Source organism: Gemmatimonadaceae bacterium (assembly GCA_019637355.1).
Lineage (GTDB): Bacteria > Gemmatimonadota > Gemmatimonadetes > Gemmatimonadales > Gemmatimonadaceae > Pseudogemmatithrix.
This window is the reverse complement of the sequence record JAHBVT010000001.1, coordinates 386,382-407,964: the sequence shown is the minus strand read 5'-3', so window position 1 is coordinate 407,964 and position 21,583 is coordinate 386,382. Positions and strand designations below refer to the sequence as shown.

The following is a 21,583-nucleotide window of genomic DNA, read 5'->3' as shown; positions in this document are numbered from 1 at the left end:
CCCTAGGGCGTGATGGCACCTCGGGCGCGACTCGGCATATCTCAGACATCCCTCACTGGAGTTGTCGATGGTCCGGTTCGCGCTGCGCCGCATTTCCCGCACGGCTGTCGCCCTGCTCCTCACGTTGCCGCTCATCGCCGGCTGCGAGACGGCGACGGCGCCGGCGCCGCGCGTGGCGGCGCTGGTCATCGCGAATGCGGGCGATTCTCTCGACCTCGGCGGCACGCGGCAGCTCGTCGCGACGGCCACGAGCGCCAGCGGCTCCACGATCAGCGGGGCCCCGGTGACGTGGACCACGTCGGCGTCGGCCGTCGCGACGGTGTCCGAGGGCGGACTCGTGACGGCGGTGGGCGTCGGATCCACGTTCATCACGGCGACGTCGGGCACGGCCACGCGTTCGGTGGCGGTCCACGTGCGCTATCCGCCCTGCGCGGCGAGCACACAGGCGGCATTGGCGATCGGCGGCTCACGCAACGGGAGCATCGGTGGGGCCGGCAGCTGCATCCTTTATGGTGCGTACCGCGCCTTCGGTTACCCCGTGACGTTTAGCGGGAGCGGCGGGGCGCGCTTCACGGTCTCGGCGACGGGCTTCGTGCCCCTGCTCTTCCTGCTCGACGCCGACGGCTGGGTCTTGGAGGGTGCGTTCAGCACCGACGGCGTCACCGCCACGATGCGGACCGTCCAGCACGCGGGGACCTACCATCTGTTCGTGGGCGCAGACGATGTGCCGGCCGTGACGAACAGCTTTGAACTCAGCAGCGCCGTGACCGGAGGCAACTGCGGCACCGGGATCACCGCGACGATCACGCTGGGCGGCGAGGCCAGCGCAGCCGTGGGCGATGCCTCCTGCACGCTGCTGGCCGGTCCGGCGGCCGAGGGCTGGCGCCTCACGTTAGCCGCGCCGCAGCGCGTGCGCGTCTCGGCCACGTCGGCCGACTTCGCGCCCGTCGTGGCCATCACCGGTCCGCTGCTGGAGTTCCTCGACGCCAACGTCGCGTTCCTTCCGGGAACTACCTCCGTCACGCGGATGCTGCAGGCGGGCGAGTACCTGCTGTGGGGAGGCACCTTCGCGGGAAACAGCGGCACCGTAACCCTCAGCGTGGAGGAGTCGGTACCCTGCCCGGCGGCCGGCGTGCTGGCGCTGCCCAGCACCGTCAACGGCGCGCTGGCGATTACCGACTGCCCGATGGAAGGCTACCCGAGCGCCTTCGGCGACCCGTGGACGCTGACGCTGGACGCTCCGACGATGGTGGAACTCAACCTGACGAGCGCTGGCTTCGACACCTATCTGGAACTGCGCACCGCGGACGACGAATTCCTCGACGCGGACGACGATGGAGGCGCGGGAACCGACTCACGCCTCGTGCGGATGCTGCCGGCGGGCACGTACCGCGTGTGGGCGACGAGCTTCCACGGCGGCGTGACGGGCTCGTACGCGCTCAGTGCCGCGGTGGCGGGCGCCGGGTTGATGGCGCCACCCGAGGGGACGAGCGCGCCGTCGGCGAAGCCGGGGCGGCCGCGTTCCGGGCCTACGGGCGCCGCTTGGGGCGGCGTCCGCCGCGCCCCGGACTAGGACCGCCCGATGCTCACCTGCCCGGCGGCTGCGCCATCGTGGTGGCCTGCGCGAGGGCCGCGTCCACGTAGCGCTTGAACTCGTCGTACGGGATCGATCCATCGACGACGGTGCCGCCGATGACGAACGTCGGGGTGTAGCGGGCGCGGAAGCGAGCCGACTCCTCGCGGTTCGCGGAGATCTGCGGCAGTTGCCGGCCGGAGTCCACGCACTCGCTCCACTGGTTCACGTCGAGCCCGATGCGCTCGGCATAGCGTTGCAGCACGCGCTTCGGGTTCCGGGTCGCCTGGGTGTTCCAGTCGAACTGGCCCGCGTAGATGAGGTCGTGCATCTCCCAGAACTTGCCCTGCTCGTTGGCGCAGTGCGCCGCATTGTGGGCGGGGATCGAATTGGTGTGCCCGGGCATATCGTAGAAGCGGAACGCCACCACGCCGGTCTCGACCAGGCGCTTCATCACGTCCGGCATCGTCACCATCGCGAAGTTGCCGCAGGCGGGACACTCGAAGTCCGCGAACTCGATCACCTGCACCGGCGCATCGGGATTGCCCTTGAGGATTCCCGCCGCCTCGACCTTGGGCATCGTGGCGAGGTCGATCTGCTGGACCTGGCGCGGACGCGACACGACGTACCCGAGGACGGCCACGCCGACCACCACGACGACGGCGACGATCGCGCCGAAGGACTTGTTTGAACCGGGAGACTTGCGGGCCACGGGCTGCTCCGAACGGGGTCACGATGTGAGGGTGAACCCTCGCAAACTATCTGCACACGTGGGGTAGGAGAATGGGCGCACCTCGATTAGCTTTCGCCCGTGGGCGGAACGAACCGTCCACTCTCACCTCAAAACGGACGAGATGAGCAGACCGAAAAATCGCGGTCCGGCACGGACCGCTGCGCCATCCCCGTTCGACGATGCGCGCAATGAGTTGTTCCAACACATTATGAGCTGTGGCGTGATCGGGTCCTTGCCCGAGCACCAGACGGAGTGGTTCAACGAGACGATGCAGTATCTCGCCGAACGCTACCACGAGCTCAGCAAGCAGCAGATCGCGGACCTGCGGGTGCTCGGTGAGCGCTTCGCGGCCCCGACGGTGAAGAAGGGCGCGACCGAAGACGCGGTCAGCGCCGCCTGATGCAGACGAAGCCCCGGCCACGCGCCGGGGCTTCGTCGTTTCAAGGCCTTGCGCTGGCGGCTAGCGGTAGCCGTCGCGGCGTGCGCTGCGCCGGGCCACGCCGATGCGCAGTCCGCCGCCGACACCGACCTCGAACGCCCAGGCACGGCCGGCAGACGGCTCGCCCTCGACGCCCACCAGCAGCATCAGACGCGGATCCTGCAATCCGTCTCCGCCGCCGACGTGCGCGGCGCTGAGCCCGCCACCCGCATAGAGTCCGCGCGGCCGGTCGGCAAACGGATCGAGGTGGAAGCGCAGCGTCGCGTCGAGCCGTGCTAGGCCGACTGCCCGACCAGATTCCGGGAAGGCCGCCCCAGCCGCAAGCAGCGCCCCCGCACGCACATACCAGCCCGCGCGCAGGTTGACCCCCGCGCCCACGACCGCGCTCGGCTGCTGCGCAGCCACCCCCTCCGCCCGGAGTTCCCACTGCGGCACCCGCGGCGCGTGGCGCAGTTCGTCGTGGACCTGGGCAGCCAGGGTCGCCGGCACGCCCCAGCACGCAAGCGTCGCCGCCACACGTGCCGCGCGGCGCGCGAAAGCCCCGCCGAGAAGCCCGATCCGTCGCATCCCCCAAGCTAAAACGGCAACCGGTTGCGGCACCACAGCTTGCCCTGCCCCGAGCCTCTGGGGTAGCTTCGCTAGGTCTCCTTCCCTGCACTACCCGAGGCTGCAATGTCGGATGTGGTCGAGCTCCTGCGCGGCGTGGCGATCTTCCAGAACCTGGATGACGGCGAGCTCGCGCGCGTCGCCGAGGTCTGCCGCACCAAGGAGTTCGTCTCGGGGGAGTACATCTTCAAGGAAGGCGAGGCCGGCAGCCGCCTCTACTTGATCGTCGAGGGCGACGTGCGCATCTCGCGCGTGGTGCCCGGCAGCGGCGAGGAAGCACTGGCCGTGCTCAAGCCCGGCGCCCTCTTCGGCGAGATGTCGGTGTTCGACCGCTCCGAGCGCTCCACCGACGCCATCTCCAACGGCGGCACCAAGGTGCTGACCATCTCGCGCAGCGACTTCGAGCTGCTACTCGACTTCAACCGCGAGATCGCGTACAAGGTGCTGTGGAGTTGCGTCCGCCTGCTCTCGGGCCGGTTGCGCGCGACGAATGATTCGCTGCGGTCGTTCTTGGCGATGTCGATGTTCTGAGACGGATGACGGATGACGGAAGACTGAAGACGGAAGGGAACGGCGTAGAGGGAGGCGCTTTCAGCACTTGAGAGCCTCCCTTCGTTGTTTCTCTGGCTGGCTCACTGCGGGTTCCTCTGAGTCTCTTCTTATGCGCACTTTGCTTCTTGCTTCCTTACTTCTTGCGTCCGGCTTGGGCGCACAGAATCCCTCCACGCTCGGCTTGCAGCGCGACGCCCGCATTTCGGCGGCGATGGCGGAGGTCTCGCCGGCACGGTTCCGCGCGATGGATTCGGTGCTCGTGTCCTTCGGCACGCGGCACACGATGAGCGACACGCTGTCCAGCACGCGAGGCGTCGGGGCGGCGCGGCGGTGGATCTACGCTGAGTTGCAGCGCGCGTCGCGGGACTGCGGGGGCTGCCTCCGCGTGGAGTACGACACGGGGACCGCGGTCATCACGCGCCACATCGAGCGTCCGCGCTGGCCGATCGTGAACGTCGTCGCCTGGCTGCCGGGGCGCGACCCCAACCGCGTGGTGGTGATCGGCGGGCACTTCGACTCCTGCGTCTGCTCGTCGCCCAACCCGATGGACGCCACCGGCGACGCGCCCGGCGCCGACGATGACGGCTCAGGCACGGTGGCGGTGATGGAGCTCGCGCGGGTGGTGGGCAAGCACTTCCCGCAGGGGCTGGACGCAACGATCGCCTTCGTGCTCTACACGGGCGAGGAGCAGGGCCTGCTGGGCTCGACGCAGTTCGCCGAACGGCTGCAGCGTGAGGGCAAGACGGTGACGGCGGCGTTCACCGACGACATTATCGGCAATGTGGTGGCCGACGACGGCCGCGTGGACTCGACTTCCGTCCGCGTGTTCGCGGTGGACTCGCTGGCGGTCGGCGGCGGCGAGCTGGCGCGCTACGTGTGGGCGATCGGTGCGCTCTACCAGCCGGACTTCGAGGTCCTGCCGGTGCTGCGCCTCGACCGCCTGGGCCGCGGCGGCGACCACGCACCGTTCCATCGGCAGGGCATTCCGGCGCTGCGCTTCTCGGAGCGGCTCGAGAACTACAAGCGGCAGCACCTCGTCACCGACACCTTCGAGCACGTCAACTTCGGCTACATCGCCAAGGTGGCGCGCCTGAATTTGGCGACCGTGGTCTCGCTGGCGGCGGCGCCATCGCGGCCGACGCGCACGGCCTACAGCCGGGACCGTGAATCCGGCGGGCAGAGCTTCAACATCCGCTGGGACAGCGTCCCCGGCGTCAGCGGCTACGAGCTGCTCGTGCGTCGCACGACGGCGCCGACGTATACGCGCATCGTGCCGGCAGGCCTGGCTACGAGCTTCCTGCTCGACGAGCAACTCGACGACGTGTGGGTGGGCGTGCGCACGGTGGGCGCGAACGGGCACCGCTCGCTGACGACGGTCGTGGGCGCGCCGAACGCCCCACGCCTGCCGAACCCACCGCGCACGACGCCGTGAGCGCGTTCGCCGGCTTCGCGCCGGAGTCGCTCAAGTTTCTCCGGGGCCTCAAGCGGCACAACGAGAAGCCGTGGTTCGAGGCCAACCGTGCCGTCTACGAGCGCGCGGTGAAGGAGCCGTTGCGGCGCCTCGCCGAGGAGCTGGACGTGCGCTTTGCGACGCTGGCGCCCGAGTTCGTCGCGCCGCCGAAGCGCGCGCTGTTCCGCATCCACCGCGACGTGCGCTTCAGCAAGGACAAGTCGCCGTACAAGACGCACGCGGCATTGTGGGTCTTCCACCGCGATGCCGGTCGGGGCGTGGGCCGCAGCGTGGGTGAGGCGCACGGCGGCGCGGGGTTCTACTTCCATCTCGAGCCCGGCGCCTCGATGGTCGCCGCCGGATACTGGATGCCGCCGCGTCCGGCGCTGAACCGCATCCGCGAGCGCCTGCTCGAGGATCACCGCCCCTTCGCGACGCTGCTCAAGGCCCCGGCCTTCGTACGGCGCTTCGGCGGACTCACCGACGACGAGCCGGGCGTGAAGCTGACGCGGGTGCCGCGCGGCGTGGCGCCGGATCATCCGGCGGCGGAGCTGCTGCGCTTCAACTCGTTCACGGCCTCGCGGATGCTCAGCGACGCCGAGGCGCTCTCGCCGCGGCTCGTGGACAACATCCTGAAGGACTACGCGGCATTGCTTCCGATGGTCCGCTGGCTCAACGCCGCGATGGGCCACGGCAGCGCGACGGCGCGCTAGGCGCGTCCGCGCACCACGCCTTCGACGCGCCGTGACGGATCGAACCAGCGTGCCGCGAGCGCCCGCATCCGCTCCGGCGTGACGGCCGCGAGATCCTGCGGGTAGCGCGTCAGGTCTTCCAGGCGCCCCCAGAGGAATGCATCGGCGAGCTCGCCGAGCACGGCGGCCCCGCTGGCCTGACGGATCTGCCAGGCACCGATGGCGTAGCGCCGCGCGCGTTCGAGCTCCTCCGGCGCCACGAGGTCCTCGCGAAACTTGGCGAACTCAGCGAGCAGGCCGGCGCGGGCAATCTCCTCCTTGGACGCCGACGTGGCGATGTACGCCGCGAAGGTCCCGCCCACGGCGCGGGCGTAGGGACGCGCCATCACGGTGTAGGCCAACGACTGGCGGTCGCGCAGCTCCTCGAAGAAGCGACCCCCGAGGCCGCTGGCGACGCCGCCGAGCATCTCGGCGTCGAAGCGCGCCGGGTTGTCGCGCGCCGGCCCGTCGAAGAACAGCGCCAGCGCCGTCTGCTTGCGGTCACGCTCATCGACGCGGATGGCGTGCGCGGCCGGCCACTCCGCACGCGGGATGTTCGGGCGAGGGGCGGCACGCAGCCCCGCGAACTGCGTCGCCAGCACGTCGGCGGCACGTTGCGGATCCACGTCGCCGACGACGGCGACTACCGCCGCGGACGAGAGCACCCGCGTCGTGTGCCAATCGCGGAGCTCGGCCGTCCCGAGCGCGCGCACGCTCTCCTCGCTGCCGAGGGTGGAGCGACCGTACGGATGATCCGGCCAGGCGACCTCTGCCGCCAAGCGCATCGGCTGGCGGTACATATCGTCCCGCAACGCCCCGAGCGAGGCCAGCGCAATCGTCCGCTCGGCCTCGAGCCCGTCCTCGGGGAAGGTCGGCGCCAGCACGAGCTCCGCGAGCAGGGTGGCGGCCTCGGCGAGCCGCTCGGTCGGGACGCCGAGCGTCCACTGCATCGCTTCCGTACCGACGCTGGTGGCGGGCGTGCCGCCGAGGCGCTCGGCCGCTTCCGCGAGCTGCGTGGCATCGCGGTGCACCGTGCCGCGCAGCATCGTGCGTGCCATCAAGGTCGAGAGTCCGCCGCGCTGCGGCACTTCGTCCACCACGCCGCCGGCGATGAAGCAGCCGACGTGGGCGAGCGCCGCACCGGGACGGGGCTTGACGAGGATCGGAATGCCCGCCGGCGTGCGGAACACGTGGATGCCGTCGACGACGCGCTCGTGCGTCGCGCGCGCGGCGGGCGGGGCCTTGGGCGTCGGCACCGCGGCCGTCGGCGGCAGCGCCGGGATGCCGGGTTCGGCGAGCAGCGCGCGTACGGCGGCCGCGTCAGCCGCCAACGGCTCCGCCGTTCTCGGGCGGTACGCGACCAGCGCCGCGCGGTCGAGGTCGAGCCAGCGGTTAGCGACCTCCGTCAACCGCGCGGCATCGGCGGCGAGCATCGCGTCGCGGTACGCGATGCCCTGCTGCCAACCGCCGACGAGTTCCCAGGAGCCGAGAAAGTTGGCCTGCCCCTCGGCGCTCTCGAGGCGCCGCAACCACTGCGCCTCTACGAGGCGGTGGGCGCGGTCGACCTCGCCTGCACTGAGGTCGCCGTCACGGACACGGCGTAGCTGGTCGGCGACCGTGCGGGCGGCCTCGCGCGCGCGCTCCGCCGCCGCGCTGGCGTGCACGACGAACACGCCGATCTCGGTGGGCGTGTAGTTGTACGCGCTGATGCTCGAGACCAAGCGCCGATCGCGCGTAGCGCGCGTGAGGCGCGCGGCGCGCCCGCCGGCGAGCACCGTGCCGAGCAAGTCGAGCACCGGCGCGTCGGGGTGGTCGCTGCCGGGCGTGCGCCAGCCGAAGACCAGCTCCGTCTGGGCGATGTCGCCGGCCCACTCGCGCACGCGGAAGCTGGCGGGCTCAGTCTCCTGCGGGCCCGGCTTCCGCGCGATGGGTGCGTCCGCTAGGTGCCCGTAGCACCGCACGGCTTCGGCCAGTGCGACATCGGGGTCCACGTCGCCGACAATCGCCAGCACCGTGTTGGAGGGCCGATAGTAGTTGCGATAGAAGGCCAGGAGGTCGTCGCGGGTGAGCGCGCGCAGCTCGGCTTCGCGACCCATTCGCCAGCGCCGAATGCGGTGCCGGTCGTGCAGCAACTCGAACATCGTTTCCAGCGCCAGCGGCGCTGGGGAGTCCGCCTTGCGCTTGGTCTCCTCGATGATGACTTCGAGTTCGCGGCGCAGCTCGCCGGCATCGATCACCGAGTTGGCGTAGGCGTCGGCCTGCACCTCGAGGCCAGCCACAAAGCCGCTCGCCGGCAGCACGGCGTAGTAGTGCGTGTGGTCGTAGATGGTGCCGGCGTTGAGGTAGCCCCCGGCGAGCTTGGTGGCCCGCGCGATCTCGCCCACGCCCCGCGTCGGCGTGCCCTTGAAATACATATGCTCGAACGCGTGGGCGATGCCGACGGTGGAGTCAGGCTCGTCGAAGTACCCTGCCTTCACCCAGGTGACGATCGCCACGACCGGGGCGGTGCTGTCGCGCCGGATGAGGACGGTGAGTCCGTTGGGGAGGCGCTCGCGACGGACGCTTTCGGCCGGCAGCAGGGACCTAGACGCAGACGTCACCGAATCACCGCACCAGCGGAGATCGGCGGACCACGAGCAGGCCCGCGGCCAGCAGTCCGAGCCCATAGCCGACCACGTGCACGACGTCCGTCCACTGGAAGGCGGCGGCGGTCAGGAAGGCACGTTGCAGCTCCGCCATCGTCTGGATTGGCGGCATCCCGCGCACGATCGGGTCCGCCCAGTCGGCCAGCACGTCGGCCTGCGACAGTTGCTGCAGCGTCCGTACGACGATGAACGTCAGGATGACCGCCAGCCCGTCGCGCCGCGTCAGCGAGCCGGCGAGCACCGTCAGCCCGCCGACGAGCACAAGCGCAATCACCAGCGCCCCGAAGGCACCGAGGACCGGGAGGTCGGGCAGCAACCATTGCATCACCAATGGCACCGGCGCGAAGCAGGCGACGAAGACCACCAGGCCGACGACGAAGCGTTGCAGGTAGAACGCGTCCGGCAGGACCTGATGCGCGAAGAAGAAGCGCGTGTGCTGGCGGTCGCGGTCGAGGGCGACGCTCTGCGTCATAAACAGGAAGGCGCCGAGCGTGATGGCCAGCGGCAGCACCTCGCGGAACATCGCCCGGACGAAGTCGGCCTGCGTGGCGTTGTTGGCGAGGTCAATGATCTCTTGGTTGCGCAGGTAGCCAAAGACGGGCAGCCCCCCCACGATCGCGAACACCGCCAAGGGGACCAGGGCGCGCGGAAGGACATCCCGCGCGTGCCAGGGAGCGTAGGCAAGTAGGGGGCGCAGCGTCATCGGGGCGTCACCTGGCCGTCACGGCAGAGCGGAAGGCTTCTTCCAGCGAGGACTCCGCCGGTGCCACCGCGAGGATGAGGGCCCCGCCGGCGATCGCGGCGGCGAGCCCGGCGTTCAGGCCGGCGACGTCGGCCGTGCACTCGAGATCGTGGCCGTTGACGGTCGCCCCCGGAAAGTGCGCCGCGACGGCGTCCGGCGCCTGCGCTACGCGGATGCGCCAGCGCCGCGGCGCACCCTGCCCCGCCGCCTCGCGGACAGAGACCACGCGCTGCACCTGGCCGTGGTCGATGATCGCCACGCGATCGCAGAGGCGCTCGAGTTCGTCGAGGTTGTGCGAGGCGATGAGCATCGCTCGACCCGGACGCCGTAGCCCCGCGACAATGTCACGGAAGCGTGCCGTCCACACGGGATCCAGCCCGTGCGTGGGTTCGTCGAAGACCACGAGGTCGCGGTCCGCGAGCAGGGCCTGCGCCAACCCGACGCGCTGCAGGTTGCCCTTGCTCAGCGCCTTCAGCTTCTTGCGCCGGTGCTCGGCGATGCCCACCGCCTCGATCACGCGCTCCACGGCTGCTACGCGCGCTGCCGGGGCAAGCCCAGCCAGCGCCGCCATCCGCGACAGCGTCTCCTCGGCGCGCCACTCCAGCGGGAAGGTCATCAGCTCGGGCAGGTAGGCGACGCCGTGCTGCTGCGCGAAGCGCCGCGGCGAGAGCCCGTCGATGCTCACCTCACCTTCGTCCACGGGCAACAGGCCGAGCAGAATGTTGATGAGCGTGCTCTTGCCCGCCCCGTTGGGTCCCGCGATGCCGACGATCTCGCCGCGCGCCACCTCGAGCGTCACCGACGTGACGGCCCGAACCTCGGCGCCGAAAAGCGATCGGTACGTCTTGCCGACGTTCCGGAGCGCGATCACGCGAGGATGCGCAAGAGGCCGGCGTCGGCGCTGGCACGGAGAAAGCTCTCCGCGTCGCGGGTCGGGATGAGGGTGCCCGTAAGAGCATAGCCGCGCCGCGCCTCGGACTGCATAAACTCCTCGACGCTGCGCCCGGCCTGTCCCGGCGTGGCGTCGCGCATCGCGGCCACGATCTCGTCCCAGTCGCCGTCGTAGGTCTGCCCGTCGCGGCCGATCACGCGGTGCCGCGCCGGCCCGCCCTTCTGCTCGGTGAGGTCGCTGAGCAATGCGCCGAACAGCTCGAGCTGCGCACGCGCGTCCTCCTGCTCCTGCTCCGCCGCCCGCTGCTCGATCTCGCCGAGCATCTCGTCCAACGCGTCCGGCGCCGGCGTGAGTTCGGTGAGGCGCTGCTCCCAGATGCGCAGCGAGGGGTCGTCGTCGCGCAGGCGCAGGTGCGACTTGCGCAGCTCCAGCAGCCGCCAGATGCCGAGTTCGTCCCAGTGCTCCTCGGGCTTGGTGCGGTCGAGGTGGTACAGCGCGGCCTCGTACTCGCCCTGGTCATAGAGGATGTTGCCGAGGTAGATGCGCGCCTCGCTGTGCTCGGGGTCGAGCTGCAGCGACTTGCGCAGCGTCTCGACGGCGGCCGCCTCGTCACCGAGCCGGTGCTGCGCATAGCCGACCATCGCGACGGCTTCGGCATTCTCCGGCGTCTGCTGCACCGCGACTTCGAAGAAGTCCTTGGCGTCTTCCATAAAGCCTTCGCGGAAGAGGGCGCGCCCCACCTGCAGCATCAGCTCGATGTCATCGTTGTAGCCGAGTTCGAGGATCCGCCGGAAGCTCTTCAGGCCGGCGTTGTGCTGGCCGAGCTTGAGCAGCACCTCGCCGAGCCCGGCGAGGGCGTCCTCGTGCTCCGGGTCGAGCACCAGCGCTTCCTCGAAGGACCGCCGCGCCCAGGCGAATTCGTCGCGCGCGAGGCGCGCGTAGCCCACGCCGACGTGCAGTTCCACCGCATTGGGATACAATCCGAGGCCCTCGCGCAGTAGCGCGAGCGCCTCGTCGTAGTTGCCTTCGTTGTACAGTTGGTGCGCGCGCTCGTCGTACTCCTCGGAACTCAGGAACGGAGAGGGCATCGTGCGGGTGACCTCCAGCGCGCTAGGGTTGTCCGACTAACCTATAATGCGGACCACGAAGTCAACAGACATCCTGACGCACGCCTAGGTCAGGGCCGCCAACGCCACTGCGACCTCCCCGGCGAGCGCGGCATTGGACTCGAGCAAGGCCAGGTTGGCCGACAGCGAGCGCCCCCCAGTGGCCTGTTGTACCCGCTGGAGCAGGAATGGCGTGACGGCGGCGCCCCGTACACCATCGCGGCGGGCGGCGGCCAGCGCCGAGTCCACCGCCGCCGCGACCTCCTCGGCGCCCAGCGCTGCCGCGGCGGGCGGCGGCTGCACCACCAGCACTGCGGCCGGGTGACCCAGTGACCAGCTTGCCTGCGCAATGCGGGCGACGGCGGCGGGTGAGTCGGCCCGGAGCGGCACGGTCAGTCCGGTCGACGCGGCGAAGAAGCCCGGAAACTCATCGGCCCCGTAGCCCAGCACCGTCACGCCGTAGCTCTCAAGCCGTTCCAGTGTGGCGGGCAGGTCGAGGATGGACTTGGCGCCGGCACAGACCACCACGGCCTGCGTCCGCGAGAGCTCGAGCAAGTCTGCCGACTCGTCGAAGGCGGGTTCGCGATGCACGCCGCCGATGCCGCCGGTGGCGAAGACCCGTACACCGGCTGCACGACAGATCGCCAGCGAGGCCGCTACCGTGGTCGCACCATCGGCGCCGTCGGCGACGCAGGCGCCGAGGTCCCGGGCCGAGACCTTGCGGACGCCGTCGCGCCGGAGGAAGCGCGCGAGCTCTTCCGGCGTAAGCCCGAGCGTGGCCTGCCCGCGCACGACGGCGGTGATGGCCGGGACGGCGCCCGCGGCGCGCACGGCCGCCAGCATTCGGCGCGAGGCATCTGCGTTCGCGGGAATCGGAAGCCCTTGCGCCAGCACGGAACTCTCGAGTGCAACAACCGCACCGTCCAGTCGCTCCACGCCTTGGACGCGCACAGCTTCCCTCACGAGGGCCTGCAGCGAGAAGACATCATCGGGACGAGTCTACGAGAGACTCCGAGCCCGAGCAACCGCGTCAGCTATCCCCTGATACTCGGCGTCTGTATACTTCCTGTACAGTCCTGTCCACGCTTCATAACAGCCGAACTCGGGAGCCAAAACGACGTTATGGATATACCCGACTTCGGCCTCAGCACCGACGACGAGTACTTCCGGCAAATCGTTCACGCAGCGTCCGACCTGATTCTTGTCATCGGGTCGCGGGGCCGCGTTGAGTACGCCAATCCGGCGTCGATGCGAATCCTCGGGTATGACCCGAGCGAAGTCATCGGGACGCATCTCCTCGACTGGGTCCACGAGGACGATCGCGATGCGTCGTCCCTGGCGATCGAGGCTGAGTACTCTGGCCGCAATCCACTGCCCGTCCTTGACGTCAAGGCACGCGCAGCCGACGGCACCTGGGTGCCGCTGGAGTGCAAGGTGTGGCTGATGCGGGACTCCGCGCTGCCGCGCCTCGCGCTCATCGCCCGCGATATGCGCACCCGCCCTGCCGCCGAGCAGATGATCCGGGACCGGGACGCGCGTGCGTACGCCGTCCTCGCATCAAGCCCGGTGGCAATCATCACGCTCGACGAACAGCTCGCGGTCACAGAATGGAACCGGATGGCGGAGCAGACCTACGGCTGGCTCGCGGAGGAGGTGCGCGGGGGCCACCTGCCCACCCTGCCACACGCCTGGGACGACGCCGCCTTGCTTCGTGAAGTCCTGCAGACGCGGCAGACTTTCGTCGATCAATCGGCGACTCGACGGCGCAAGGACGGCAGCTTGATCGAAACGGGCGTCGCCATCGCGCCGGTCATCAGTCTCGACGATCGCGTCGTCGGGCTGGTCGAGATCTCCACCGACGTCACGGCGCAGCGCGTGGTCGAGCGGCAGTTCGAGCGGGCGCAGCGTCTCGAGGCGATCGCGCGGATTGCGCGGGGCGTCTCGCGCGACCTTGGGCGGCAGACGCAGGCAATCATCCAGAACGCCACCGAGTTGTTGGAGACCTCGGACGTGCGGGTGGCGAATCGCGCGCATTCGATCCTGCAGGACGCGACGGCGGCCGCAGCGCTCGCATTCCAGCTCGCGATTCTGGGCGGTAACCAGCCGCTCGCCACCGGGGACGTGGTGCTGGACGGCGTGTTGCAGCATCTCGTCCTTCGCCTGAGGCGGGACTACCCGGCACTCCGCGTGCTCGCCGTGCTCGACGCCACCGGGGCAAAGGTCGGGCTGCCCGCCGAACACATACTCGACCTGGTCGGTGTACTGACGCGCAACGCCACCGAGGCCATCGGCGGGCGTGGCAGTGTCATCATCAGCACCAACGTTCGAACGCTTGACCTCGCGGCAGCCGACCGCTTCGGACTCGCGCCGGGGCAATATGTGGCGACGGTGGTCGAGGATTCCGGGCCGGGATTCGACCCGGAGGCCCTCGAGCGCGCAACAGAACCGTTCTACACCAACAAGGGAACCGCAGAGCACGGCGGCCTCGGCCTGCCGCGCGCACTGGCCGTGGCGCGTCGCGCGGGGGGCAACCTCTATCTGGAGAACGCGCCCGGCGCGGGTGCCCGGGTGACGATCTTCCTCCCGACGCGAGCGGCCACCGAGGAAGCGCCACCGCCGCCCGAACCGCTGACGGGCGGCCCCGTCGGCGTCGTCGTGGCACCCGACGCGGACATCCGGCAACTCGCACGCCGCGCGCTCGTCCGCCTCGGGCACCAAGTCCGGGAGTTCGCCGCGGCGGAAGACGTCCACACGCTGCGAGACGCGTCAGTCGCGCTCTTGATCACGCCGTTGGTCCTGCCGACGATGGCGGGCCGCGATCTCGCGCGGCTCCTTCGGACGCTCCATCCGAAACTTGCGGTGATCTATCTCGCGCACGACCACGGGAGTACCGGAGCGCTCGGTGCGCGCGATGCACTCGTCAACCTCCCTTGCACGGCCAGCCGGCTAGAGGCGGCCATTACGACCCTGCAGCTGCTCGCGCCCTAGGCGCGCTGGCAGGCCCCGCTCACGCGTCGTCGAAGTCGTCGGCGCGGCGCGTCTCCATCAAGTCGCGCTCGCGGGCGTCCGGATCGAACACCGCGAGCAGCTTGATGTTCTCGCCGGCGTAGCAATCGAAGGCCTTCCCGGTGCCGCGCTTGATCGAGATCTCGTGCCCATCCTCGAAGCGCAGGACGGCGGTCGGGAATTCGTTGTTGACGTACTGCTTGCGGAGCTTCTTCGGCGGCGTGGGCATCGGGGTGGGCTGGGCGTTCGGGTGGGGACCACGTCTCTAGCGAAGCTACCCCTCTGACGCAGCGAGCGAAAGGGTCAGGTGACGGTCGGGCGCGAGTGTGCGAAGCGCTTCCAGTCCGCCGTGGCCAGAATGTCGTCGATCTCACCGACGACGCGCTCCACCTCGTCGTCGCTGGAGTAGAAGTGCGGGGCCACGCGGATGCCGGCGCCGGGCCGGTAGTCGATGACGACGTCGCGCGCGAGCAGGGCCTGCGCGACCTCGGCGCCGTGCGGCACGTCGAAGGCCACCGTGCCGCCGCGGCGGGCGGCATCGCGCGGGGCGTGCACGCGATAGCCGCGGGCGTCAGCCAACTCCACCAAGCGCGCCGTTTGCCGCAGGCTCTTCTCGCGCACCGCGTGCATCCCGGCAGCCGCCACGATGCGCGGGCCCTCGGTGGCCGCATACAGCGATGGCACCGTCGGCGTGCCGCCCAGCCAGCGCCAGATGCCGTCGGCAGGATCCATTGCGGGCTCGAACGCGAACGGCCGGCGATGCGCTTGCCACCCCGTCAGCGCCGGCGCGAAGCGCGCGCTGGCCTCCGGACTTGCGTACACGAAGCAGCCGCCCGGACCGCCGCAGAGCCACTTGAGCACGCCGCCGGCGAGGAAGTCCACCCCGCTGCGCTTCACGTCCACCGGGATCACTCCGACGGCGTGATACGAGTCCAGCGAGACCACCGCGCCCTGCGCGTGCGCGTGCGCCACCAGCGCGTCGGCGTCGATGATGTAGGCCGAGCGGAAGAGCACGTGGCTGACGCACACCAAGGCCGTGCGCTCGGTGATGGCCGCGTGCAGCGCCGCTTGGTCGATCGAGATGCCATCCGCGCTCGACACCACCACCACGCGCGCGCCGAACTTCGGCGCCAGCTGCTCCACCGCGTAGCGCACGCTGGGGAAATCCAACTCCGTCATCACGACCGTGTCGCGGCCCTTCGTGAACGGGATGGCCGAGAGGATCGTGGCCTGCGCCATCGTCACCGTGGGGACGACGCCCACTTCCTGCGCCGCCGCGCCGATCAGCGGCGCGACCACATCCCCGACGGTGACCGGCATCTCCCACCAGCCCTTGGCCCAGGCGCGCACGCCCTGCGTGCGCCAGGCGTCGGCGTACTCCTGCAACCGCTCCGGCACCCGTCGCGGCATCGCGCCAAGGGAGTTGGAGACGAGGTAGGTGCAGGTGGAGAGGATGGGGAAGTCCTCTCGATACTTGAGGAGCGGGTCGGGCATTGGACTTCGGAGGGAGGACGGATGACGGAGGACGGATGCGAACGGCACGCAACGTCCTAAGCATACATCATCCGTCTTCCGTCATCCGTCCTTACGAGTCGCCTCCCAACGCGCCAGCGCCCGGTACAGCACCGGCAGTACGAACAGCGTCAGGAACGTGCTGGTCACAAGCCCGCCGATGACGACACTCGCGAGCGGCCGCTGCACCTCGGCGCCGGCGCTGGTGGCGAGGGCCATCGGGACGAAGCCTAGGCTGGCGACGAGCGCCGTCATCAGGACCGGCCGCAGGCGGTCCACGGCGCCGTGCAGCACGGCGTCCTCGAGGACGCGGCCTCGCGCGCGCAAGGCATTGATGTGCTCCATCATCACCACGCCGTTGAGCACGGCGATGCCGAAGAGCGCGATGAACCCGATGCTCGCCGAGAGTGAGAGGTTCAGCCCGCGCATCCAGAGCATCGCCACGCCGCCGACCAGCGCGAAGGGCACGTTCAGCAGCACGAGACCGGCCTGGGTCACGGAGCCGAAGGAGAGGAAGAGCAGCAGGAAGATGATCAGCACCACGGCCGGCACGACGAGCGCCAGGCGCCCCAGCGCACGCGTCTGGTTCTCGTACTGCCCGCCCCACTCGAGGAACACGCCCGGCGGCAGCGTGACCTCGGCGGCCACGCGCGCGCGCACCTCCTGCACGAAGCTGCCGAGGTCGCGGCCGCGCACGTTGCTCATCACCAGGGTGCGGCGCTGGGCGTCTTCGTGGGCGATGAGTTCGGGGCCCATCACCGTCTCGATCGTCGCCAACGAGCCGAGCGGGATGCGCGCGCCGCTGGCCGTGCGCACGGTGATGCGCCGGAGCGCCTCGAGGTCGCTGCGCGCGGACTCCGGCAGGCGCACGGCCACGCCGACGCGCCGCGGGCCGTCCACGAGCTCCGTGGCCACGGCGACGCCGGTGGCGAGATCCAGTGCCGCCTGCAGGTCCGCGACCTGCACGCCGTAGCGAGCCAAGGCGGTGCGATCTACCTGCACGCGGTACTGGCCGCTGCCGTCGGCGATCTCCACCGACACGTCCGCCGCGCCTCGCACGCCGGCGACGATGCGTTCGATGCGTGCACCCAGCGCCTCGTTCACCTCGCGGTCGGGCCCGACGATCTTGATGCCGAGGTCCGTGCGAATGCCGCTCTCGGCCTCGTCGAGACGCATCGCCAGCGGCTGCGTGAAGGCGATTTCCAGGCCCGGAATCGCGGCCAGTGCGGAATCGAGCCGCGCCACGAGCTCGTCGTTGGTCTTCGCCGAGGTCCACTCGTCGTGCGGCTTGAGGATCACGTAGGTGTCGCCCTCGTAGAGACCCATCGCCTCGGTGGCGAGGTCCGGGCGGCCTTCCTTGGTGACGACGGTGATGACCTCGGGAAAGCGGCGGATGATCCGCTCGGCTTCGGTCGAGAGCCGCGTCGCTTCCTCGAGCGAGATGCTGGGGAGCCGGCGCGAGGTGATGAGGATGTTCCCCTCGTCGAGTTTCGGCATAAACTCGGTGCCGATGAACGCGAGCGACACCAGCGCGACGACGACGGCCACGGCCGACACGCCGACGACGCGACGCGCGTGGACGATGGCGCGAGCGAGGCCGCGGGCGTAGGCCGCGCGCAGGGCGTCGAGCACCCGGTGCCGTTCCTCGTGGTCGTGCTTGAGTGCCAGCGAGGCGACGGCCGGCACGTAGGTGAGCGCCAGGAGCAGCGAGCCCAGCACCGCCGTCACCACCGTGAAGGCCATCGGCTTGAACATCCGGCCTTCCATCCCGTCGAGCGTGAAGATCGGGATGTACACGGCGACGATGATGGCGATGCCGAAGAGAATCGGCCGGCCGACCTCGACCGCGGCGGAGAGGAACACCGAGCGCCGGTCCTCCGGTGTGCCTTCCTCCAGCCGCCGCACGAAGTTCTCGACCATCACCACCGACGCGTCGACGATGAGGCCGAAGTCCAGCGCGCCCAGCGACATCAGGTTGGCGCCGTAGCCGAAGAGGTGCATCCCGCCGAAGGCGAAGAGCATCGAGAGCGGGATCACCGACGCGACGATGAGCGAGGCGCGCCAGTTCCGCAGGAACAGGAACAGCACGGCGATGACGAGCAGCCCGCCTTCGATGAGGTTCTTGGTGATCGTCTTCGTCGTGCGCTGGATCAGCTCCGTCTGGTCGTAGAACGGCGTGATCTGCACGTGGGCGGGCAGGCCGGCGCGGACCTCGTCGAGCCGCGCGCGCACGTCGCGGATGACGCGGCGGGAGTCGGCGCCCTTGAGCTTGAGCACCATTCCGGTGACGACCTCGCCCTCGCCGTCCTGGGTGACGGCACCCTGCCGCGGCAGCGCGCCGCGTTCGACCCGCGCGACGTCGCGCACGAGCACCGGCGCGCCGCCGCGCGTGGCGACGACCATCCGGCCGATCTCCTCGAGCGACTCGGCCCGCCCCATCCCGCGGATGGTGAAGCGCTCGCCGGCGGTCTCCACGTAGGCGCCGCCGAATGTGCGGTTATTGGCGTCGAGGGCGTCGTGCACCTCCTGCAGCGTGAGATCGCGCGCGGCGAGGCGCGCCGGCTCGGCGACGACGTGGATCTGCTCGATGAACCCGCCCCAGGAGTTCACTTCCGACACGCCGGGAATCACGCGCAGCCGCGGGCGGATCGTATAGTCGTGCAGCGTCTTCAAGTCGGTGAGCGACATCGAGTCGCTGGTCACCGTGTACTGGTAGAGCTCGCCCATCGGCGTGCTCACGGGCCCGAGCCCGGGCTCGATGCCGGCGGGCAGCGCGCCCACGGCATCGGCCACGCGTTGCTGCACCAAGGTGCGCGCGAAGTACACGTCGACCTTGTCAGGGAAGCTCACGGTGATCAGCGAGAGTCCCTGCTTGCTCACCGAGCGCACGTTCTCGGCGCCCTGGATGCCCATCAGCGTGGACTCGAGCGGATACGTGACGAGCCGTTCGACGTCCTCCGGCGGCATCCCCGGCGCGCTGGTGATGACCTCGACGCGCGTGCCGGTGAGGTCCGGGTACGCATCGAAGGGGATGTGCGTGAGCGCGTAGAAGCCGAAGGCGACGACCGTGAGGACGCCGCCGATGACGAAGAAGCGCTGGTGCAGCGCGAAGTCGACCAGGCGCTTGAGCACTAGTGGTGGTCTCCGCTGCCCGCGCCCTGGCGCTTGAGGATCTCGGCCTTGGCCAGTGCCGCGCCGCGCGTCACCATCGAATCGCCAGCCACAAGGCCCGCGAGGATCTCCGCGCGCTGCGAGTTGCGGCGCCCGACGCTGACGCGCACGGCTTCGAGAAGCATTCCTTCCCCGAGGCGCGTGCCCTTCACCACCACGGTGTCGCCTTCCATCAGCTGCACGGCCTCGGCCGGCACCGCGAGCACCGGCGCGCCGTCCGCGCCCAACAACTCCGCGTCAGCCGTCATCTCGGCGCGCAGCAAGGCCTGGGATCCCGCCGCGGCGCGCGCCCAGAGCTCGACCGCCCGGCTCGTGGAGTCCACCACCGGTGCGATGCGCGTGATGCGCGCGTCGAAGACGCGACCCGGATACGCCGGCACGGTGAAGCGCACCGGTTCCCCGACGGACACGGCGGCGATGGCTTCTTCGGGCAACTGCAGCACGAGGCCGAGTCCGGCGTCGCGTGCGACGGTGACCAGTGGCTGGCCCACGAGCACGACCTGGCCGGGCAATGCCTGCCGGCTCGTCACGACGCCGTCGAAGGGCGCGCGCACCAATGCCGCGTGCTCGTCGGCGTCGCCGGTGGGTCCGTCGCCCAAGAGGTGTTTCACATAGCCCTCGGCGCGATCCAACTCCGCGTACGCCGCGTCGCGCGTGGCGATCGCCGCGGTGTGCGCAGCGCGTGCGCGCTCCACGTCCGCCACCGCGATGGCCTTCGCCGCGAGCAGCCGCTCGCTGCGGCCGGCCGCCTGCACCGCGACCGCGAGGTTGGAGTCGGCGCTGACGGCCTGTCCGCGCGCGGCGATGAGCCGCTGGCGCGCGTCCATCATCTCGTGCGAGTGCACGACGACGAGCACGTCGCCCTCGCGCACGCGGTCGCCTGGATACGCGCGCACCTCGAGCACGCGGCCCTCGACCAGCGAGCCTAGGGGCTGTGCGTCGTTGGGATCGTACGACACGTGTGCCGGCAGCCGCCACGACTCGCGCCAGGGTTCGACGGCCGCGGCGCCGAGCGCGAAGCCGCCGATGCGCAGGGCCTCGGCGCTGATCAAGGCGGTATCAGCGGCCGCGGGTCCCTCGGTTGTCGTGGCGGACTCTTCGCCGCCGCAGGCGGCGAGGGCGGCGAGGGCGGCGAGGGCGACGGCGCGCATCACGGGGTCTCCAGGACCGGCGCACCCATCGCACGCCGAAGGTCGAGTCGGATCAGGTGGCGGTCCGCGGTGGCCTGCAGGGCCGCGGCGCGGAGGTCAGCAACGGCGCGCAGCGCCTCGAGCGTTTCGGTGAGTGTGGCGTGGCCCTCGCGATACGCCGCCTCGGCCGCGCTCGCGAGTTCGTCGGCACGCGCCGGACTGGCCGCGTCGGCGCGGACGGCGAGCGCGTCCATCGCACGCACCGCATCGTAGGCTGCCTGCACCTCGCCGCGGGCGCGAATCTCGATCGCGCGGCGCTCGGCATCGGCCAAGAGCCATTCGCCCGTCGCGCGTTCGCGGTTGCCGCCGTTGGCATTGAGCACCGGCGGCGTGACGAACAGGCCCACCACGCCAGTGGCATAGCCGCTGGTGCCCTTGTAACCCGCGGTGACGCCGACGTCTGCAAAGGACCCGCGGTCCTCGGCGGCGCGGCGGCGATCGGCCTCGCGCACGGCCGCCTGCGCGGCGCGCACATCCGGCCGCGACGCCAGCGCCTGTGCCACGGCCTCGTCGGACGTGAGCGTGAGCGGCGAGAGGTCCAGTTGCGGTGGGGCGGCGATGCGCAGCGTGCGCGGATCCTCGAGCCCGATACGCGCCGCCAGCGCGGCGCGCGCGCGCCCGGCGGCGGCGGTCGCCTGCACCGCGTGGTAGCCGGCGCGCTCGGCTTCGAGGCGCGTACGGATTGCGCTGGCCTCGGCGATGGCCCCCTCGGCCGCGCGCAGGGAATCGAAGCGTGCAAGCTCGGCGAAGCGCGTGGCCTGTGCCGCAGCGAAGTCGGCCATCGAACTCGCCGCCCAGACCGTCCACCACTCGCGCGCGGCGTCGAAGCCGGCCTCGCGCTGCACGAACAGCGAGTCGGCCGCACCGCGCTCGCGCGCGGCCCCCAGCGCATCGCGCAGGGCGAAGCGCCGGCCGGTGAACGAGACCGGTAGCGTGAACGTCGCGAAGTCATCGTACGGCAGCGGGGAGCCTTCGTTCTCGCGGCGGAGCTCGAAGGTGGGGTTCGCCCATTGCGCGTCGGCGCGCGCGCGCCCGACGACGACCTGGCGTGCCGCCGAGGAGGCTTGGGCGGCGGGGCCGTGCTGCATCGCGCGCGTGACAGCTTCTTCGAGCGTCAGCGGCGACAGCCCCGTCGCATCACGCGGTGCCGCCTGTGCCACGGCGGCCGGCGGGGTGGCCGCTTGCGCGACCAGCAGGATGGCGCCGAGGGCGCCGAAGCGGAATCGTGGCATCAA

At 70.5% G+C, this 21,583-nt stretch carries 18 protein-coding genes; 6 read left to right on the top strand and 12 right to left on the bottom strand.

Annotated elements, in window-relative coordinates; all coding sequences use genetic code 11:
- Window positions 1-67: 67 nt before the first annotated feature.
- The gene (locus tag KF689_01755) at window positions 68-1,573 is read left to right on the top strand and encodes an Ig-like domain-containing protein (GenBank protein ID MBX3132095.1); all 1,506 of its coding nucleotides are present in this window, start codon (window positions 68-70) and stop codon (window positions 1,571-1,573) included.
- A 13-nt stretch (window positions 1,574-1,586) separates the two neighbouring features.
- Here the strand turns inward: KF689_01755 and KF689_01750 are convergent, their stop codons facing one another.
- The gene (locus tag KF689_01750; protein ID MBX3132094.1) at window positions 1,587-2,285 is read right to left on the bottom strand and encodes a DsbA family protein; all 699 of its coding nucleotides are present in this window, start codon (window positions 2,283-2,285) and stop codon (window positions 1,587-1,589) included.
- A 142-nt stretch (window positions 2,286-2,427) separates the two neighbouring features.
- Here KF689_01750 and KF689_01745 point away from each other — a divergent pair, with 142 nt between their 5' ends.
- Window positions 2,428-2,706 carry a hypothetical protein gene (locus KF689_01745; GenBank protein ID MBX3132093.1) on the top strand — a complete coding sequence of 93 codons (279 nt, stop codon included), beginning with the start codon at window positions 2,428-2,430 and terminating at the stop codon, window positions 2,704-2,706.
- Window positions 2,707-2,766: 60 nt separating this feature from the next.
- Here KF689_01745 and KF689_01740 read toward each other — a convergent pair whose 3' ends face one another.
- Entirely contained in the window at window positions 2,767-3,312 is a 546-nt protein-coding gene (locus tag KF689_01740; GenBank protein MBX3132092.1) for a hypothetical protein, read from the bottom strand.
- Window positions 3,313-3,417: 105 nt separating this feature from the next.
- On the opposite strand from KF689_01740, the gene KF689_01735 reads away from it, so the two are divergent.
- From KF689_01735 to KF689_01725, 3 genes are all read left to right on the top strand, one after another.
- Window positions 3,418-3,882 (top strand): cyclic nucleotide-binding domain-containing protein, encoded by a 465-nt coding sequence (locus KF689_01735; protein ID MBX3132091.1) that lies wholly within the window; start codon window positions 3,418-3,420, stop codon window positions 3,880-3,882.
- Window positions 3,883-4,054: 172 nt separating this feature from the next.
- A complete protein-coding gene (locus KF689_01730) occupies window positions 4,055-5,335 on the top strand; it encodes a M20/M25/M40 family metallo-hydrolase (GenBank protein ID MBX3132090.1) in 1,281 nt (426 codons plus the stop codon).
- A complete protein-coding gene (locus KF689_01725; GenBank protein ID MBX3132089.1) occupies window positions 5,332-6,066 on the top strand; it encodes a DUF2461 domain-containing protein in 735 nt (244 codons plus the stop codon). Before KF689_01730 ends, KF689_01725 begins: the two co-directional genes overlap by 4 nt.
- Here the strand turns inward: KF689_01725 and KF689_01720 are convergent.
- The 5 genes from KF689_01720 to KF689_01700 form a co-directional block, all read right to left on the bottom strand.
- Window positions 6,063-8,684, bottom strand: a complete 2,622-nt coding sequence (locus tag KF689_01720; GenBank protein MBX3132088.1) for an insulinase family protein — start codon at window positions 8,682-8,684, stop codon at window positions 6,063-6,065. The genes KF689_01725 and KF689_01720 overlap by 4 nt on opposite strands.
- Window positions 8,685-8,688: 4 nt before the next feature.
- Entirely contained in the window at window positions 8,689-9,432 is a 744-nt protein-coding gene (locus tag KF689_01715) for a hypothetical protein (GenBank protein MBX3132087.1), read from the bottom strand.
- A 7-nt stretch (window positions 9,433-9,439) separates the two neighbouring features.
- On the bottom strand, window positions 9,440-10,342 hold the full coding sequence (locus tag KF689_01710) for an ABC transporter ATP-binding protein (protein ID MBX3132086.1): 903 nt from the start codon (window positions 10,340-10,342) through the stop codon (window positions 9,440-9,442).
- On the bottom strand, window positions 10,339-11,451 hold the full coding sequence (locus KF689_01705; GenBank protein ID MBX3132085.1) for a tetratricopeptide repeat protein: 1,113 nt from the start codon (window positions 11,449-11,451) through the stop codon (window positions 10,339-10,341). The genes KF689_01710 and KF689_01705 overlap by 4 nt, the downstream gene beginning before the upstream one ends.
- 84 nt (window positions 11,452-11,535) lie before the next feature.
- On the bottom strand, window positions 11,536-12,420 hold the full coding sequence (locus KF689_01700) for a pseudouridine-5'-phosphate glycosidase (GenBank protein MBX3132084.1): 885 nt from the start codon (window positions 12,418-12,420) through the stop codon (window positions 11,536-11,538).
- 171 nt (window positions 12,421-12,591) lie between these two features.
- Between KF689_01700 and KF689_01695 the strand changes: the two genes are divergently transcribed.
- Window positions 12,592-14,457: a PAS domain S-box protein gene (locus KF689_01695; GenBank protein ID MBX3132083.1), complete on the top strand. Its 1,866-nt coding sequence runs from the start codon at window positions 12,592-12,594 to the stop codon at window positions 14,455-14,457.
- 19 nt (window positions 14,458-14,476) lie between these two features.
- Here the strand turns inward: KF689_01695 and KF689_01690 are convergent, their stop codons facing one another.
- The 5 genes from KF689_01690 to KF689_01670 all read right to left on the bottom strand — a co-directional run bounded on the left by KF689_01690 (window position 14,477) and on the right by KF689_01670 (window position 21,580).
- Window positions 14,477-14,704, bottom strand: coding sequence for a hypothetical protein (locus KF689_01690; GenBank protein MBX3132082.1), 228 nt, complete (start codon window positions 14,702-14,704; stop codon window positions 14,477-14,479).
- Between the two features lie 74 nt (window positions 14,705-14,778).
- Window positions 14,779-15,969 (bottom strand): aminotransferase class V-fold PLP-dependent enzyme, encoded by a 1,191-nt coding sequence (locus KF689_01685; protein MBX3132081.1) that lies wholly within the window; start codon window positions 15,967-15,969, stop codon window positions 14,779-14,781.
- An 81-nt stretch (window positions 15,970-16,050) separates the two neighbouring features.
- On the bottom strand, window positions 16,051-19,119 hold the full coding sequence (locus tag KF689_01680; GenBank protein MBX3132080.1) for an efflux RND transporter permease subunit: 3,069 nt from the start codon (window positions 19,117-19,119) through the stop codon (window positions 16,051-16,053).
- Entirely contained in the window at window positions 19,119-20,309 is a 1,191-nt protein-coding gene (locus tag KF689_01675; GenBank protein MBX3132079.1) for an efflux RND transporter periplasmic adaptor subunit, read from the bottom strand. Before KF689_01675 ends, KF689_01680 begins: the two co-directional genes overlap by 1 nt.
- The gene (locus tag KF689_01670) at window positions 20,309-21,580 is read right to left on the bottom strand and encodes a TolC family protein (protein MBX3132078.1); all 1,272 of its coding nucleotides are present in this window, start codon (window positions 21,578-21,580) and stop codon (window positions 20,309-20,311) included. The genes KF689_01675 and KF689_01670 overlap by 1 nt, the downstream gene beginning before the upstream one ends.
- Window positions 21,581-21,583: the final 3 nt, after the last annotated feature.

Bases quoted from the DNA above. Each gene is read 5' to 3' on its own strand.
- KF689_01685 (MBX3132081.1), bottom strand. From the start codon at position 15,969: ATGCCCGACCCGCTCCTCAAGTATCGAGAGGACTTCCCCATCCTCTCC.
- KF689_01740 (MBX3132092.1), bottom strand. From the start codon at position 3,312: ATGCGACGGATCGGGCTTCTCGGCGGGGCTTTCGCGCGCCGCGCGGCA.
- KF689_01695 (MBX3132083.1), top strand. From the start codon at position 12,592: ATGGATATACCCGACTTCGGCCTCAGCACCGACGACGAGTACTTCCGG.
- KF689_01690 (MBX3132082.1), bottom strand. From the start codon at position 14,704: ATGCCCACGCCGCCGAAGAAGCTCCGCAAGCAGTACGTCAACAACGAA.
- KF689_01705 (MBX3132085.1), bottom strand. From the start codon at position 11,451: ATGCCCTCTCCGTTCCTGAGTTCCGAGGAGTACGACGAGCGCGCGCAC.
- KF689_01735 (MBX3132091.1), top strand. From the start codon at position 3,418: ATGTCGGATGTGGTCGAGCTCCTGCGCGGCGTGGCGATCTTCCAGAAC.
- KF689_01675 (MBX3132079.1), bottom strand. From the start codon at position 20,309: ATGCGCGCCGTCGCCCTCGCCGCCCTCGCCGCCCTCGCCGCCTGCGGC.
- KF689_01745 (MBX3132093.1), top strand. From the start codon at position 2,428: ATGAGCAGACCGAAAAATCGCGGTCCGGCACGGACCGCTGCGCCATCC.
- KF689_01755 (MBX3132095.1), top strand. From the start codon at position 68: ATGGTCCGGTTCGCGCTGCGCCGCATTTCCCGCACGGCTGTCGCCCTG.
- KF689_01670 (MBX3132078.1), bottom strand. From the start codon at position 21,580: ATGCCACGATTCCGCTTCGGCGCCCTCGGCGCCATCCTGCTGGTCGCG.
- KF689_01715 (MBX3132087.1), bottom strand. From the start codon at position 9,432: ATGACGCTGCGCCCCCTACTTGCCTACGCTCCCTGGCACGCGCGGGAT.